This is a genomic window from Mesorhizobium sp. P2_D5, assembly GCF_056404355.1.
Map to the genome: position 1 here is coordinate 14,471 of NZ_JBFUEE010000002.1, position 15,123 is coordinate 29,593.

At 59.9% G+C, this 15,123-nt stretch carries 13 protein-coding genes; 11 read left to right on the plus strand and 2 right to left on the minus strand.

The window, feature by feature from the left end:
• Window positions 1–140 precede the first annotated feature (140 nt).
• The 4 genes from AC1DYW_RS07085 (at window position 141) to AC1DYW_RS07100 (ending at window position 3,587) form a co-directional block, all read left to right on the plus strand.
• Complete coding sequence (locus tag AC1DYW_RS07085) at window positions 141–1,052, plus strand: LysR family transcriptional regulator (protein WP_477225600.1); 912 nt, start codon at window positions 141–143, stop codon at window positions 1,050–1,052.
• A gap of 192 nt (window positions 1,053–1,244) precedes the next feature.
• Window positions 1,245–1,727, plus strand: coding sequence for a cupin domain-containing protein (locus tag AC1DYW_RS07090; RefSeq protein WP_477225601.1), 483 nt, complete (start codon window positions 1,245–1,247; stop codon window positions 1,725–1,727).
• Window positions 1,728–1,819: 92 nt separating this feature from the next.
• Entirely contained in the window at window positions 1,820–3,022 is a 1,203-nt protein-coding gene (locus AC1DYW_RS07095) for an MFS transporter (RefSeq protein WP_477225602.1), read from the plus strand.
• A gap of 100 nt (window positions 3,023–3,122) precedes the next feature.
• Window positions 3,123–3,587, plus strand: coding sequence for a DUF302 domain-containing protein (locus AC1DYW_RS07100; protein ID WP_457152712.1), 465 nt, complete (start codon window positions 3,123–3,125; stop codon window positions 3,585–3,587).
• A 65-nt stretch (window positions 3,588–3,652) separates the two neighbouring features.
• On the opposite strand, the gene AC1DYW_RS07105 is transcribed toward AC1DYW_RS07100, so the two are convergent.
• Window positions 3,653–4,564, minus strand: a complete 912-nt coding sequence (locus tag AC1DYW_RS07105) for a LysR family transcriptional regulator (protein WP_477225603.1) — start codon at window positions 4,562–4,564, stop codon at window positions 3,653–3,655.
• A 276-nt stretch (window positions 4,565–4,840) separates the two neighbouring features.
• On the opposite strand from AC1DYW_RS07105, the gene AC1DYW_RS07110 reads away from it, so the two are divergent.
• The 4 genes from AC1DYW_RS07110 to AC1DYW_RS07125 all read left to right on the plus strand — a co-directional run bounded on the left by AC1DYW_RS07110 (window position 4,841) and on the right by AC1DYW_RS07125 (window position 9,167).
• Window positions 4,841–5,623 (plus strand): 3-hydroxybutyrate dehydrogenase, encoded by a 783-nt coding sequence (locus AC1DYW_RS07110; RefSeq protein WP_477225604.1) that lies wholly within the window; start codon window positions 4,841–4,843, stop codon window positions 5,621–5,623.
• 26 nt (window positions 5,624–5,649) lie between these two features.
• Window positions 5,650–6,807: a patatin-like phospholipase family protein gene (locus tag AC1DYW_RS07115; protein WP_477225605.1), complete on the plus strand. Its 1,158-nt coding sequence runs from the start codon at window positions 5,650–5,652 to the stop codon at window positions 6,805–6,807.
• A 151-nt stretch (window positions 6,808–6,958) separates the two neighbouring features.
• Window positions 6,959–8,236: an NAD(P)/FAD-dependent oxidoreductase gene (locus AC1DYW_RS07120; protein WP_477225606.1), complete on the plus strand. Its 1,278-nt coding sequence runs from the start codon at window positions 6,959–6,961 to the stop codon at window positions 8,234–8,236.
• Window positions 8,237–8,462: 226 nt separating this feature from the next.
• Window positions 8,463–9,167 carry a peroxiredoxin-like family protein gene (locus AC1DYW_RS07125; protein WP_477225607.1) on the plus strand — a complete coding sequence of 235 codons (705 nt, stop codon included), beginning with the start codon at window positions 8,463–8,465 and terminating at the stop codon, window positions 9,165–9,167.
• Here the strand turns inward: AC1DYW_RS07125 and AC1DYW_RS07130 are convergent.
• Window positions 9,151–10,056 (minus strand): LysR family transcriptional regulator, encoded by a 906-nt coding sequence (locus tag AC1DYW_RS07130; protein WP_457154632.1) that lies wholly within the window; start codon window positions 10,054–10,056, stop codon window positions 9,151–9,153. The two genes, AC1DYW_RS07125 and AC1DYW_RS07130, sit on opposite strands and share 17 nt — an antisense overlap.
• A gap of 926 nt (window positions 10,057–10,982) precedes the next feature.
• Here AC1DYW_RS07130 and AC1DYW_RS07135 point away from each other — a divergent pair.
• From AC1DYW_RS07135 to AC1DYW_RS07145, 3 genes are read left to right on the plus strand one after another with little or no spacing between them, the layout of a single operon-like run.
• Window positions 10,983–12,125 (plus strand): hypothetical protein, encoded by a 1,143-nt coding sequence (locus tag AC1DYW_RS07135; RefSeq protein ID WP_477225608.1) that lies wholly within the window; start codon window positions 10,983–10,985, stop codon window positions 12,123–12,125.
• A 57-nt stretch (window positions 12,126–12,182) separates the two neighbouring features.
• Complete coding sequence (locus tag AC1DYW_RS07140; protein ID WP_477225609.1) at window positions 12,183–14,249, plus strand: caspase family protein; 2,067 nt, start codon at window positions 12,183–12,185, stop codon at window positions 14,247–14,249.
• 26 nt (window positions 14,250–14,275) lie between these two features.
• Complete coding sequence (locus AC1DYW_RS07145; protein ID WP_477225610.1) at window positions 14,276–15,025, plus strand: lysozyme; 750 nt, start codon at window positions 14,276–14,278, stop codon at window positions 15,023–15,025.
• Window positions 15,026–15,123: the final 98 nt, after the last annotated feature.

Sequence of the window (15,123 nt, forward strand, 5' to 3'; positions counted from 1 at the left end):
AAGCTACAAAGGCGCCAACCTGCGCCACCCCATGACGATATGCTATGAACTTCATAGCGGCGGTGCATTGGAACGAGGATGTCGTTTGCGGCAAGGTTCGGTTTAGCAAAAAAGGACCATACGCAACGGGGACAATCGGCATGGACATTCATCACATCCGCTATTTCCTCGCCGTGTGCGAGACACGAAATTTCACGCGGGCCGGCGAAAAGTGCAACGTCACCCAGCCGGCGTTGTCGCGCGCCATTCAGCAGCTGGAAGAGGAGGTCGGCGGCCTTCTGTTCCGCCGCGAGCGAAACCTCACTCACCTGACCGACCTGGGCGCGCTGCTGCGCCCCCGGTTTCAACAGATCCTCGACGAACTGACCGGAGTGCGACAGGAGGCGTCGAGATTCTTGTGCCTGGAAAATGCCAACCTCAAGGTCGGCGTCATGTGCACCATCGGTCCGCGCCGCTTCACCGGCCTGCTGGCCGATTTCAACAGGCGCCAGCAGGGCATTCAGCTGCAGCTGGTGGAAGGTGTGCCGACCTCACTTTCGCAACTGCTCGAGTCCGGAGAAATCGACGTCGCCATCATGGCGTCCAGCAACAGTTTTCCGGAACGGTTCGATGTCACGCCGCTCTATCGCGAGCGCTTCGTCCTGGCCTTTCCAAACGGCCATCGGTTGGCCCGCAACGACAATGTCGCCATCTCCGAACTCGACGGCGAGAATTATCTGCGGCGACTGAACTGCGAGTATCGCGATCACCTCGCCGGCCTGTGCAACGACCGTGGCGTGAAGCTCAGGATCTCCTATGCGAGCGAACGCGAGGACTGGATCCAGAACATGGTTTCAGGCGGCCTCGGGATCTGCTTCATCCCGGAGTTCAGCGCGGTGATCCCTGGCTTGCAGGTCAGGCCGGTCATCGACCCCGAGGTCTGGCGGGAAGTGTCTTTGGTGGTCGTGGCGGGGCGCAGGTTTTCACCGGCGGCATCGGCCTTCGTCAACAGCGTCAAGGCGCATGGCTGGCCTGAGAGCGCCCTCGTTCAAACGATCCGCACCGCTGCCTGAAGCAAATCAAATAAATTCCAGCACCGCACGACAGGACCTGTCGTGCGCCTTTCGTTCGTCGTGATGTCCGACCATAGTTTTCGGGTATCGAATTGAGAGCCAGTCAGCATTTCTCTTTGTTCGCCGCACCCATCACTCTCCATTCCATGCCCCGCCTCCCGCGTTTGGGCACCGACAAAGGAGAAATACTAGATGGCTACCAAGAAACTCAACTTTGCGTTGGCAATCGGCTTGCTGTTCGCAGCCGCTGCATTTTCCGCTGCGCCGGCCTTCGCCGGGGACTGCCCTGCCGGCCAGGCCGCCACGACCGACATTCAGGAACACCCCAGCAAGCCGGTCGGCGTGACCGACACGGTTCTCTCGGCGATCGATCTCAGCAGCAAGGGCGAAGCGTGGAAAGGCAATATGCTGCGCCTGCGCAAGCTCGTCGTTCAGCCGGGCGGTGTCGTGCCGTGGCATGAGCACAATGTCCGCCCCGCCAACATTCTGATCGTCGAAGGCTCGATCACCGAATATCGCAGCACCTGCAAGGTCGGCATCGAACATCCGGCTGGCGACGTGACAGCCGAATTCGGCCAGCTCGCCCATTGGTGGAAGAACAACGGCAAGGTTCCCGCAGTGCTCTATTCCGCCGACGTCCTGCCTCCTGCGATGCACGACGACCACATGATGTGAGCCGCCCATCGCGGTGAACAGATCCCGGAATCAGCGACGGAAGCGCGTCCTCAGGCGGTCCGCCCGGGGACGTGCGGCTACGGAGTCCTGTCATGACTACCACTGAACACACCGAACCGACGCGGCTCCGCATGGTTGCCGCAGACAGCTGGCGCTTCGGCCTGATTGCTCTGATCGCGTTTCTCACGCTTGTCGATCTGTTCGCCACTCAGGCCATCCTGCCTTCGCTGGTGATAAAATTCGGCGTCAGCCGCGCGACAATGGGTTTTGCCGTCAACGCCAGCACGTTCGGCATGGCTGTGGCCGGGATCGCCGTGGCGCTTTTCGGCAGAAACCTCGATCGGCGCAACGGCATCTGGATCAGCCTTGCGGTGCTGGCAATCCCGACGACGTTGCTTTCGCAGACCGACAGTATCGTGGTCTTCGCCACGCTGCGTGTCGTCCAGGGATTGTGCATGTCGACCGCGTTCACGCTGACGATGGCCTACCTCGCCGAACACTTTTCATCGAGGCAGACGACCAGTGCTCTTGCTGCCTATGTAACCGGCAATGTCGCCAGCAATTTTTTCGGACGGCTGATGTCGGCCGCGGTGGCCGACACGTTTGGCATCTCCACCAACTTCCTCACGTTCGCCGCGCTCAATCTGATTGGCGCGGCCCTTGTCTGGCTCACCCTGCAAAAGAGATCGGCAATGATGCGCCCTGACGCCAAGAACGAGCCTGCCTGCACCGCATGGAAGGGCCCGTTGATGAACGTCGAGTTGCGTGCCTGCTTCACCATCGGCTTCCTGATCCTCTTCGTCTTCATAGGCACCTTCACCTATGTGAACTTCCAGCTCGTCGCCGCGCCGCTGTCGCTGTCGCCCATGGCGCTGGGGCTGGTTTATTTCGTCTTCCTGCCCGCGATGCTGACGACACCACTCGCAGGGCGGGTTGCTGCCGGGCTCGGGCCAAGGATCGGGATCGGCGCAACGCTTGCATTGGCCATCTTGGGATTGCTTCTGCTTCTGGTGAGCAGCCTGCCGGTGGTCCTTTCAGGAATGGCGCTGGTCGCCATCGGCACCTTCCTGGCGCAGGCAATCGCCACCGGGCATGTCAGCCGGACCGCGTCGCGCGACCGCGCCGCCGCGAGCGGCATCTACCTCGCCTCCTACTATGCGGGCGGGCTCTTCGGCAGCTTCGTCATCGGACAGGTCTACGACCGGATTGGCTGGACCGCCTGTGTGGCCGTGCTTGCCGCGGTCCTCGCCTGGGCAATTGCGGTCGCGCGAGCATTGAAGACGCCAACCGGCTGACGATCGCAAGTCGTCGATCGCGAAGCGCTCTCAGATATTGGACAAAGATATCAACGTAGTAGCCAAGATTCATGCAACCTGGAAAACAAAGGAGACTGACATGACCAACTACCTGAAAACCATGATTGCCGGGGGCGCCATGCTGATGGCGCTCATTCTCCCGGTCGCCGCCTCGGACGGTGTCGTCACCGTGAAGAGCGACTATTCCGTCGCCGAAACCGTCGCCCGCATCAAGAAGGATGTTCTCAAGAAGGGCATCAAGTTCTTCGGCGTCATCGACCAGGCAAGGCTTGGCAAGAATGCCGGCAACGACGTCAAGCCGTCGCGGCTGGTGATGTTCGGCAATCCGGCTCTCGGCACGACCTTCATCACCTCCAATCCCGAGGCCGGTCTCGACTGGCCCGTTCGCGTCCTGGTCTACCAGACCGCGGACGGAACGGTTTACGCCGCCTACAGCGATTTCGACTGGATCGCCAAGCGGCATGGCATCACCGACCGCGAGGCGCAGTTCAAGATGGCGACCGAAGTCATCCAGTCCGTGACCTCGACGATCAAGAAGAACTGAGTACGGATGATGTGCCGTAGATCCGCTGCCGGTGCATGCGACGCAGCCTGCTGCTCGCGACGAGGTTATTCAGCGGCGGACAACGCCTTTGCCCGCTCGCCGAACCACCGCTTCTGCGTGGCCTCGCGCACCAGCGCGCCAACTGCCGGCGAATGCCTGCGGCCGCGCACGGTGACGAGATTGACCTCGCGCCAGAATTCCGGCTCGGTGATCGGCAAGGGCACCACGCCCGGGTGCTTGGCGGTGTGTTCGGGCATGAAACCGAAGCCAAGCCCGGCAGCGATCATTGCCAGTGTCCAATCGTCACGATCGCTCCAGTAGACAGGGCTGACGGTGACGCCCTGTTCGGAGAGAATGGCATCGGCATAGCCGGCAAACTCGCAATTGCTGCGGTGGATATAGCTTTCATTGCTCATATCCTTCACCCGCACGCTGCGCTGGTTGGCGAGGCGATGGTTCAGATGGACGGCCATCACCATCTGCTCCTGAAAGAGTGGTAGCGAGTGCACGTCCTCGTCGGGCACGTTCGAAGGCAAGGCGTAGATGGCGGCCTCGAGATCGCCTTCGAGCAGCCGTCGCCGGAGGCTCGCGGCATCTGCGTCGCAAAGGTGAAGCTCGACGCCGGGGTGATGCGACCGGACGGCAGCGATGAGCTCAATGATTTCGTCTGGCGCAATCGTGCTCATGATGCCGACCTTGAGCGGCGTCTTCTTCAGATGCACATATTGCTCGGCAATCTGCTTTGCCTGGCGGGAGTTCTCGAAGACACCCTCGAGATAGGTCTCCACCATGCGACCGAGCTCGGTGAGATGGGTGAAGCGGCGCTCGCGGTGGAAAAGCGCCCCGCCGAATTCATCCTCGAGCAGCTTGATTGCGCGCGACAGCGCCGGCTGCGTGACGTTGCACTGCTCGGCAGCCCTGGTGAAATTCAGCTCCTTGGCAACGGCCAAGAAATATCTGACCTGGCTGATCTCCACGGCAACTCCCCTCAGCGGGCGGGCATATACCGCACGACCCGTGTTGCGGCGCGATCTTACTAGCTGCCCCTACGTCAAACAACCCGGCCTGGAGATCTACATCGTCGCGGCAGCGATCAGACCGTCGGCTATCGAATCCATGTCTCAACGGCATTTCCGTCGCCTTCGGCTGCTGGCCATACTTGATCCAGAATTTCAAAACGGGGCGCGTGCAGGCCCGTTGCCCGCAGCCATTGCTCGATGGTTTTGCTGCGGCTCCAACAGAAGGAAACGACGATGCTCAAAGGAAAGACGGCGCTGATAACAGGCTCGACCAGCGGCATCGGCCAAGGCATTGCCGAAGCCTTCGCGGCAAAGGGCTGCAACATCGTTCTCAATGGCTTCGGCGATGCGGATGAGATCGAACGCTTGCGGGCGAAGCTGGCCGCCGACTCCGAGGTCACCGTTCGTTACGACAATGCGGACATGAGCAAGGGGGGCGCAATCACCGCCATGATGGACAAGGCCATCGCGGAGTTCGGGGCGATCGACATCCTGGTCAACAATGCCGGCATCCAGCATGTGGCGCCGATCGACGACTTCCCGATCGAGAAATGGGAGGCGGTCGTGGCGATCGATCTGATGTCGTCATTCTACACAATCCGGCGCGCCCTGCAGGCGATGAAGGAGCGCAAATGGGGTCGCATCATCAACGTTGCGTCCGCCCACGCGCTTGTCGCTTCGCCATACAAATCCGCCTATGTCGCCGCCAAACACGGCGTCGCCGGCCTGACCAAGACGGTAGCGCTGGAAGTGGCCGAGCAGGGCATCACGGTCAATGCGGTTTGCCCCGGCTACGTGCTCACGCCGCTGGTCGAAAAGCAGATACCGGACACGGCCAAGGCGCGCGGGATCACCGAACAGCAAGTGATCAAGGATGTGCTTTTGGCCGCACAGCCGACCAAGCAGTTCGTAACGGTTGAGCAGGTTGCGTCGCTCTGTCTGTTCTTGGCCTCCGACGATGCGGCCTCGATCACCGGTGCGATCCTGCCGATCGAAGGCGGCTGGACCGCCCACTGAAACCGGCAACGAGGAGCGCAAAGGCCATGAACAAGATCACCTGGAACCCCTCAACGTCGGAACCCGTGCCGGAGGCCGTTCGTATGGCTGACGGTTCGGTCAAACGACAGACCGTATTGGTGCTGCAGGGCGGCGGCGCTCTCGGCGCCTATCAGGCCGGCGTCTACCAGGCGCTCGTCGAGGGCGGGGTCGAACCCGATTGGGTCATAGGCACCTCGATCGGCGCTATCAACGCGGCGCTGATCGCCGGAAACGAACCGCAAGACCGCCTGCCGAGGCTGCGCGAGTTCTGGGACGGCGTCAGCCGCAGCAGTCCGCTCGACGAGTTTTTCCGGATGATGGCTCCAAGCAACATCTTTGCCAACATGGGCACGGTGATGCGCGGCATACCGGGGTTTTTCGAACCGAACCCAAGCGCCATGTTCGGGGTCAATCGCGAAGTGGGGGTGGAGAATGCCTCCTACTACACCACCGATCCTCTCAAGCGGACGCTGGACAATCTGATCGACTTCGATTGTCTCAACCGTCGCCGCACGCGGCTGACGGTCGGCGCGGTCAACGTCAACACCAGCGAGCTCAAGTATTTTGACAGCAGCCAGATGCCGTTGTCGGTGGCGCACATCATGGCGTCGGGCGCCCTGCCGCCGGCCTTTCCGGCAGTCTGCATCGATGGCGAGCCCTATTGGGATGGCGGCATCTATTCAAACACGCCCATCGAGGTCGTGCTCGACGAGCGTCCGCGGCGCGACGCGCTGATCTTTGCCGTCAACATGTGGCAGCCGCGCGCGACGGAGCCGAAATCGATCTGGCAGGTCATGGGACGACAGAAGGATCTTCAATACGCCAGCCGCGGCCGAAGCCACGTTGCCCGCCAGGAGCAGCTGCATCGCCTACGCCACGTCGTGCGCGAAATGGGAAAGCTGGTCCCCGAGGAGCGGCGCGACGATCCGATGTTCAAGGAACTGGCCTCCTATGGCTGCCCCTCGGTCATGCACCTCGTCCGGCTGCTTTCGCCGCGCCTGGACGGCGAAGACCACACCAAGGACATCGACTTCACGCGCTCAGGCATCCGCACGCGCTGGCAGGCCGGATACGAACATGGCCAGCGCGTCCTCTCGGAAAAGCCGTGGCAGTGCGAGGTCGACATGCTGCAGGGCATCGTGATCCACGAATCGCAGGAATAACGAACCAGCGCCTCGGAAACGATGGAGAATACCGATGCAGATCATCACCCCCGGCATGCGGCTGATCCCCGAGGCGGTGCTTGCCAACAATGCCGCTCTTTTCCGCACACTTCCGGAGACGCCTTCCCACGCGGATACGTCGCTGCATCGCGTGGTCATCGTCGGCGGCGGTGCGGGCGGACTGGAGCTGGCCACGCGCCTTGGCCGCAAGTTCGGCAAGCGACGGCTTTCCATCACGCTGGTCGACCGCAACCGCACCCATATCTGGAAGCCCCTGCTGCATGAAGTGGCATCCGGCGCGCTGAACGCGTCGCACGATGCTGTCGAATACATCGCCCATGCCAGCCGGCACGGCTACCGATACCGCCTCGGCGAGGTCGTTGGCATCGACCGTGCCAAACGCCAGGTCTTTGTCGCTCCCAGCTTTGATGACGATGGCAGGCAGATCATCCCGCCGCGTCTGCTGGGCTATGACACGCTGGTGATGGCCGTGGGCAGCGTCAGCAACGACTTCGGCACGCCTGGGGCGGCTTGCCACGCAATCGCGCTCGATACGGCCGAACAGGCCGCCCGTTTCAACAAGCGCATGATAGACGCGTGCCTGCGCGCCAACGCGCAATACGAGCAGCTTTCGCCCGGTCAGCTTCATTGTGTCATCGTCGGCGCCGGAGCCACCGGCGTGGAACTTGCCGCGGAACTGCACAAGTCGATGCGGGAGATTGCATCGCACAATCTCGACAACATCGATTTCGAGAGATTGATCCGCATCACCATCGTCGAAGCCGGGCCGCGGATCTTGCCAGCTTTGCCCGAACACCTAGCACGCGCTTCAGCACGTCTGCTTGTTAATCTGGGCGTCCAGATACGGTGCGGGATCAAAGTTACCGAAGTGACGGAGGACGGCATCAAGCTTGGCGAGAAATTGTTTGTGCCGGCCGAACTCGTCGTCTGGTCCGCTGGGATCAAGGCTCCGTATTTCCTGAGCGAGCTTGATGGCCTCGAAACGGACAGCATCAACCGGCTGGTCGTGGATGAGACACTGCGAGCCAGAGGGGACGAGAACGTTTTCGCACTCGGAGATTGCGCGAACTGCGTCCTGCCAGGCGAAGGCAATGCCCTGCCGCCACGAGCCCAGACAGCGCACCAGCAGGCAGATCATTTGGTGAAAGTCGTTTCAGCGCGCCTCGCGGGGCAGGTTGCGCCGGCGTTCCGCTACAGGGACTACGGTTCCCTCGTCTCACTGGCCGATTACGGTTCGTTCGGCAGCCTGATTGACGGGCTGAAGATCGAAGGTCTACTCGCCCGGCTGATGTATCGCTCTCTCCACAAGCTGCATCTCAAAGCGGTGCATGGCCTTGTGAAGACCGCCCTCGACTCGATTAGCGAGATGTTTGCGAGGCGCACCCGGCCACGCATCAAGCTCCATTGAACACGTGCAGGTGGCGACTTGGAAAAGTATGGTGTCGTGATCCCGGCCTTCTCGTCGGATACCAGGAAAACGATGTCATACTGTAACGAATTGAGGACGAGCCACGAACAGAATGCGAACCCAACATGCCTCGATGCATCTTGGGCATCGAAACGATGCAAGGAAAGCATGACCCCGCCCGAGGAGCTCCAATGATAGGGTGCACGCAATCCATGAAAGTGCAGAAATGGCCGCCGACGACCAGGCAATGACATTTGAACAGTCCGTCCAGGCTGCCATTGAACTTGATGCGTCCCTGAACGAACGGCTGGCGGTGATTGCTGGGGCGGTGCGCCGCCTAGACGCGAATTTCGCCGACGCAGTGGACCGCTTGGTGGGACGATTGGAGAAACAAGGGGCGGCCGCGATGGCGCCGGTGCCGGGTGATGTCATGCCGGCGTTCCTGCTGCCTGACGACGATGGCAAGCTGGTCAGTCTGGCCGACGTGCTGCAAAGGGGGCCAGCGGTGATCACCTTTCAGCGCGGGCATTGGTGCCCCTATTGCCGTTTGAACGCGATTGGCATCGTCGAAGCCCAGCCCGAGATTGCCACCCTGGGCGGCCAGATCGTGGTGATCATGCCCGAGCGGCGCAAATTCGCGAAGGCGATGAAGACTGCCGTCGGCGCGACGTTTCCCTTCCTGACCGACATGGACAATGGCTACGCCCTGTCTCTCAATCTTGCGATCTGGGTCGGGGCGGAGATGGAGCGGCTGATGGGGCTAGGCCTCGATCTTCCCAACTATCAGGGCAACAGCAGCTGGTTCCTGCCAATCCCTGCAACCTTCATCATTGGAACCGACGGGATCATCACCGATCGCTTCGTCGATCCCGACTACCGTCGGCGGATGGACATCGACGATCTGATCGCGGCGCTCAGGCGGGCTCGCTGACGCCAAAAGATGACCAGTCGGTCGACCGCAACAGGTTGAGCAGCGTCGTGGCCACGGGTGAGCGATGTCGGCCGGCAACCGCGTAAACGGCGACGACCCGGGAGATATCGACGTCTCGCAGCTTGAGCCTGCGGATATTTGGCGTCCGTGGTGCCGTCACGGAGACGAAGCCCACCCCGGCGTTGGCCTCCAGCAATGCCAGCAGGTCGTGGTCGGTCTCGACTTCATGCGCGGTGCGAGGCGTCAGGCCTTTCGCGGAAAGGCAGCGGGACAGTTCCTCGCTGGTTTCCCAATCGATCCGGCTGAGCACGGGTTCCGCCGCCAGTTGGCTCAGCGCGACATCGGCCTCGTTGCGGCGGGCAAGTGGGTGATCGGAGTTCACGACGAGCTCTATGCCCTCCTGGAAGAGCGGCCAGGTGTCGAGCCGATCCCAGGCCTGCCCCAACGGACCGGCAACGGCTAGCTCAACCTCACCGTTCTTGAGAGCCTCAACGACAGCGCTCGGCGAGCCCCGGTTGATCTTGAGATGGACTCCGGGATAGGCGCGAAAAAGCTCCGTAAACGGCGATACCAGCAGCGCAATGTTGACGCTGTTGGAAATGGTGACGTTCAGAGGCGCCACGTCGCTGCTTTGCACAGCCTTGGCGAGTGATTTTGCGGAAGTGGCAGCGTCGTAGCACTGTTGCAACAGAGGCAGCATACGCCTGCCGAGTTCAGTCAGGTGAGAGTGCTGGCGCTCGCGCCGAAGGAGTTCACCCCCCAACTCCTCCTCGAGCGTCTTGATCGCTCGTGTCAGCGCAGGTTGGGTAACGTTGCACTCTTCGGCTGCTCTGGTGAAATTAAGCGTGCTGGACAGGGCTAGGAAATAGCGGACTTGCTGCATCTCCATGAATCTTCGCCCCCTCAGCGAAATGATCTATCAGCGACTGCGCATGTTTGCAGGCTAGCGCATTGCAGCCGTTCCGGCAAAGTGTGGCAACGTCGCTAGGCGGGACGCTATGCAGCATGGCTAGTCAATGTTTGCTGTGGGCCGGATCAAGTCGATGATCGCGATGGGTTGAAAGTAGCGCTCCCGGCTCGATGTCATGCGTCAGCGCAGGAACAATTTCGTTTCGACATCATGCGTCGTCAGCGCCTTCGTGAACTCCGCGAGCATCGGATCGGTGCGACACAAGTCCGATCTGCGCCATGGAAGAGGGCTACAGCGTAGAACGGCGTGCACAGAAGCAGGTCTGCTTTGCGCCTGATCTCGGCCGCTAGATCGGCTTTGGCGTTTCATGAAAGCCGACGTCGCAGTTAACCTTCCGCCTGCGCAATCAATGGACCGACGTTTTGGCCGTCATTCCGGGTTCTCGTCCGGGTGACCGAGCTCGCAGAACCAGGAGAGCGCCTGTCGGCGGCGGACCGCGAGCGCATCGTTCGAGGGGCGGGACTCGGATGTCCTTGCCCGACGTCATCGTCCTCGTCTCCCACATCCAGCCTTTGGCCTAACAGATCCGATTGGGCAAAAGCGCAGTTCCCTGAAAAAGGATCACTTCAAGCGGCGCCTCGGATTTTTTCGGCACCAATGCCTTGACCTCGCAGGCATGGATGCCTGCACGTCCGTCAGTGCGTTTCGTGGTAGGGGCTCAATTTCACATAGCGATACATGGACGGCGCGGCTTCGCCATTCATCTTTTGGAACGCAGATTTCGACGGCAACCCGCCGATCCTTAGTGCGGATAGGCAAACAGAAATCGCTTCATCTAGTATGCGTTCCCCTTCCTAATTATAGAAATGGAGAGTACGGTTTGAGAAGCCATCCGGGGGGGTGAAATGCGCTTCAGGCAACTGATTGCAGCTCTTGTTCTAGTACTTTCCCAACCTTTTGGCGCACTGGCCGATGAGTTTGCCGCCGTAACGCACCCGAGCTTCTCAGCCGTAGAGCCGCGGCTGGTTTATGGGCTGATCACCTACGATTTTGCGTTTACTGGAAAGGACGGCGCTGCAAGAAGCCAATCGGCTTCCGCGTTCCTGCAATCGTTGATAAAATCGAGATTCAAGAACAAGTCGGGAAACTACATCGTAAGTCTCGATGTGGCGATTGGCGACAAGATCATTGCCACCGAGCCATTCATGTCGGCAACGTGGGAAGAGAGCAAATTCCTCTTCGTCACGACATCCGAGAAGTCGAACATCGTCATCAACAGGAACGGTATCCTCATCGACGACATCGTCGTGGATTCTGAGACAAATACAATCTCGTTCTCGATGAAGGTCAGATATAGTTCCAATACGTCGGTGGACATGTCGTTGCTGACCGAGCTGTCGCAACTGTCTAGAACCGCCTCTCTGGCCGGTTTGTCGCCGGGTGTTCAGGCGGTTTCGGATGCCTATGCTCCGTTCGCGACCATCCTCAGCAAGCTCCTGAGCAAATATACCGACGTCTCGATCGTCGACAACACAACGGGCGCGTTCACGTTGCTGGATGACGGATTTCCCAATCAGCTGCGGTATAACGGGACCAACTTCAAGGTTAACATCTACCTGAAGACGCTGAACTCGCAACTGCCGACGAACTTTTCGTCTGAAGGGTTCAAGATCTCCAATTTCGGCCTGCCGCTGACCGAGGTGAAGAGCGGTGTTGGGGCAGCACGGGCACCGGTGATCGATCTGATATCGGCAGGAACCGACAGGGTTGCCGGATTTGTAAAGGCGATCACGGACGGCGCGCCGCTTGGATCCCCCAAGCCCGCATCCGAGACGGAAATCCACGACAGTTGCGTCGCCCTCAAGAACAAACTCAACAAATTCGTCACCTCAAGGGATGCGGCATTGGTTTACTGGTCCTTCCTTCGAAGCTTCCATGCGGCGCTGGTGCAATACAAGGATGGCGTAAGCTGCGGCAGGGGCGATTTGGTTGAAGACCTGAGCGCACTGAATTTGCCGCTCAGCGCAAGCGACTGGCCTGCACAATAGGCTTCGAATAACGGGCTGCCTTGCCCAGGTCTTTGTGGATTTCTCTGGAGCGAAACGATGTTCACAGTAGGCAAGCGGCATTGCCGGGCGCTTTTGGTGGCTTTGCTTCTCTTGCTGTGTCCTCGCGTCGTATTAGCCGAGGAACCGGGCGTGTTCGCACTCCTTGTTGGCATAAACAGCTACGCAAAGACGCCCGGCTCCGCCTACAACGCATCGGACCTTCATGGAACCGCAAACGACGTTGCCCTGGTTAAGGACCTGCTGACCGGCACCTACGGCGTTCCCGACGACGGCGATCACTACCGGGTTTTGCTGGACGCCCAGGCGACCCACGCCGGCATTCGAGAGGCATTTGCGGAGCAACTGATCGAGAAGGCAAAAGCGCATCCGGATGCGACGTTCCTGTTTTACTTCAGCGGTCACGGCTCCCTGGCCATCGATGACAATGGCGACGAGGGCGATGGCTATGATGAGACCATCGTTGCACAGGACAGCCGTGGTCCGGGTGGCACCGACATACGCGACGATGAAATCGAGGCCTGGCTGACCCAGCTCAAGCAATACTCCCATAACATCGTGCTGATCTTTGACAGCTGCCACTCAGGCACGATTTCAAAAGAGCCCACGCTTGCTGCCCGAATGGCGCCGCTGGACGGTAGGCTGCTGAAGGATGCGCCTGTTGAGCGTCACGGCAAGGATGCGTCGATCGCGGATTCAGGCCGCTCATACTCGATCGTCGAAGGGTCCCGGGCCGATGAAGTGTCCAATGAGGATCTTGTCTCTACCGCATCGGGTTCGCAGTATCATGGGCTGCTGACCTACTATCTGGTCCAGACGCTCAAGCGATCTCCACAGCTGACCTATCGCGAAGCAGTGATGCAAGCCGAGAGGTATGTCCAAAAACGTGCGCCATCCCAGCATCCACAGGCGGAAGGAGACTTCGACAGGGTGGTTTTGGGCGGAATAGGAACCCGCCAGCCCCCCTTCATTTCGATTACAAGTGTGACGCAGGACCAGATTTCGGTCCCAGTTGGCCAGGCGCAGGGGATTCAACCAGGAGCAATCCTGGCCGTGTATTCCAGCAAGGCAACCAAGCTGGTCGGTGAGGACGGCAAGATCGCGAACGCGGTCGTGATTTCGTCCGACGTCGCGACTTCGGTTGCCAAACTGGTCAAAGCCCCGAACGAGCCTGTGACCACTGCGTCGAAAGTTCGAATCGTCTCGCCCTATTCCGTTGAGCAAAAGGTTGCGGTGGCTATTGCCGATCCACCTCCAGAGTTGGGCATCGCTGCGGCTGTCCTGCCGATAAAGGCAGCGCTCGCTGATCGACTACGCGACAATGCGCTGGTGCGGCCGGTGCAGGATCTAGGCCAGGCGACGATGGTGATCGCCATGGGGTGCCTGAACGGTGGCAAGCTTGTTCCGATGGAGGAACGCAAAACGCTCAGCCCCGACTGCGACAAGGTCTACTACATCACGCCGCGAGACCAGGTTGGGGCCATGCATGGCTACACGGTTTCGGCAAACGACGACGGTGCCGCTGTCGATGGCATTACGGGTGCGCTCGAGAAGATCGCCCGACAGGAAAACCTGCGCGCGCTGACGAACAGCGTTTCCCCGCTGGCAGGTGCGGTCACGGTTTCTCTTGTCCGTGTGACAGTTAAGACCGAGAACGGCAAGACAAGCGTGGAGGGCGAGGCTCCGGTGGTGTCATCGGGCATAGAGCCGATGAAGCAGGGAGAATATTTTCGCTTCAGCCTCACAAATACAGGATCACAAGATCTCTACTATTCAATTATCGGATTGGGGAGCAGCGGATCTGTGTATGTCTTGGGAGATGGTGGATCAGGGGACAAATTGCAGGCTGGCGTCACGATCAGCACAAAACCGCCACTGAAGGTCGGGCCGCCCGCCGGCCTTGAATCCTACCTGGTGCTTGCGACGACTTCGCCGGTCAACGTCCATTTCCTCGAGCAGCAGGGCATAGATCCCAGAGATGCCGGCCCGCTTGGCTGGCTTCTCGCTGGGCTCTCTAATCCTGGTTTCAGAGACTCCGCCCAGGTTCCGGATTTTGATCTGAATTCCTGGGCAACCATGCGGACGGATATTGAAATTCAACCTTAACTCGGCAAGTCGGAGAAGGACAGACAATGACAGTTTTCAAGAAAGCACAAACGGACGGGCAATGGTTCAAGCGTACGCCTTGGTCGCGGGCTGTCCTTCTGGCGTTATGCGTGACAACAGTCTCGATCGCGCACGTCCAAGCCGGTCAGGCGGTGAAAACCCTCAAGGACAAGCATGCGCCGGGCATCCTCCTGGAAGACACCAAGGATGTACTGCCGCAGGGTGTGGAATTGCGCAAGGTATACCGGCCCGGCATTGAATTGACCAAGAAATGGGAAGGGTGGGTCCCCAAGCGCTATAATGATGCCGTTGGTTACTGCACCGTCGGCTACGGCCATCTCCTGAAGAAGAAGAACTGCGACGGTACGGGCAACGAAGTGGAGTTCCTGAAAGGCATCTCGAAAAAGCGCGGTGAAGAGCTGCTTATCGAGGACATGTCGAAGGCCCAGATCACTGTGCAGCTGGCCGTGCCAAAAGATATCGACGACGGCGCCTATGCCGCGCTTGTCGATTTTACGTTCAATGTTGGCGGCAACAACTTCAAGACCTCGACCCTTCTCGCGGTCGTCAAGAAAAAGCAGTTTGATCGTGTCCCCGAACAGCTCCTCAGATGGACACGTGCGGCAGGCGTCGAACTGGTAGGATTGAAGAACCGCCGCAAAGACGAGATTAAGGTGTTCTTTGATGGAAAGCCGGTTCCGAAGCCGGCGCCCCCACCGGGTGAGGATCTGTCGCCTCTCAATATCGATGTTGTTGCCGAAAAGACGGCAAACTAGGATGCATCGTTCCACATCCGTGCCGACTCTGGAGGCAGTAGCGCGCAACGGGTTATAGCGAGAGCATCGTCGGCGCCCCTACGCTGCGACGCGTCGCG

Bases quoted from the DNA above. Each gene is read 5' to 3' on its own strand.
- AC1DYW_RS07115 (WP_477225605.1), top strand. From the start codon at position 5,650: ATGAACAAGATCACCTGGAACCCCTCAACGTCGGAACCCGTGCCGGAG.
- AC1DYW_RS07090 (WP_477225601.1), top strand. From the start codon at position 1,245: ATGGCTACCAAGAAACTCAACTTTGCGTTGGCAATCGGCTTGCTGTTC.
- AC1DYW_RS07095 (WP_477225602.1), top strand. From the start codon at position 1,820: ATGACTACCACTGAACACACCGAACCGACGCGGCTCCGCATGGTTGCC.
- AC1DYW_RS07125 (WP_477225607.1), top strand. From the start codon at position 8,463: ATGGCCGCCGACGACCAGGCAATGACATTTGAACAGTCCGTCCAGGCT.
- AC1DYW_RS07140 (WP_477225609.1), top strand. From the start codon at position 12,183: ATGTTCACAGTAGGCAAGCGGCATTGCCGGGCGCTTTTGGTGGCTTTG.
- AC1DYW_RS07130 (WP_457154632.1), bottom strand. From the start codon at position 10,056: ATGGAGATGCAGCAAGTCCGCTATTTCCTAGCCCTGTCCAGCACGCTT.
- AC1DYW_RS07145 (WP_477225610.1), top strand. From the start codon at position 14,276: ATGACAGTTTTCAAGAAAGCACAAACGGACGGGCAATGGTTCAAGCGT.
- AC1DYW_RS07110 (WP_477225604.1), top strand. From the start codon at position 4,841: ATGCTCAAAGGAAAGACGGCGCTGATAACAGGCTCGACCAGCGGCATC.
- AC1DYW_RS07085 (WP_477225600.1), top strand. From the start codon at position 141: ATGGACATTCATCACATCCGCTATTTCCTCGCCGTGTGCGAGACACGA.
- AC1DYW_RS07100 (WP_457152712.1), top strand. From the start codon at position 3,123: ATGACCAACTACCTGAAAACCATGATTGCCGGGGGCGCCATGCTGATG.
- AC1DYW_RS07135 (WP_477225608.1), top strand. From the start codon at position 10,983: ATGCGCTTCAGGCAACTGATTGCAGCTCTTGTTCTAGTACTTTCCCAA.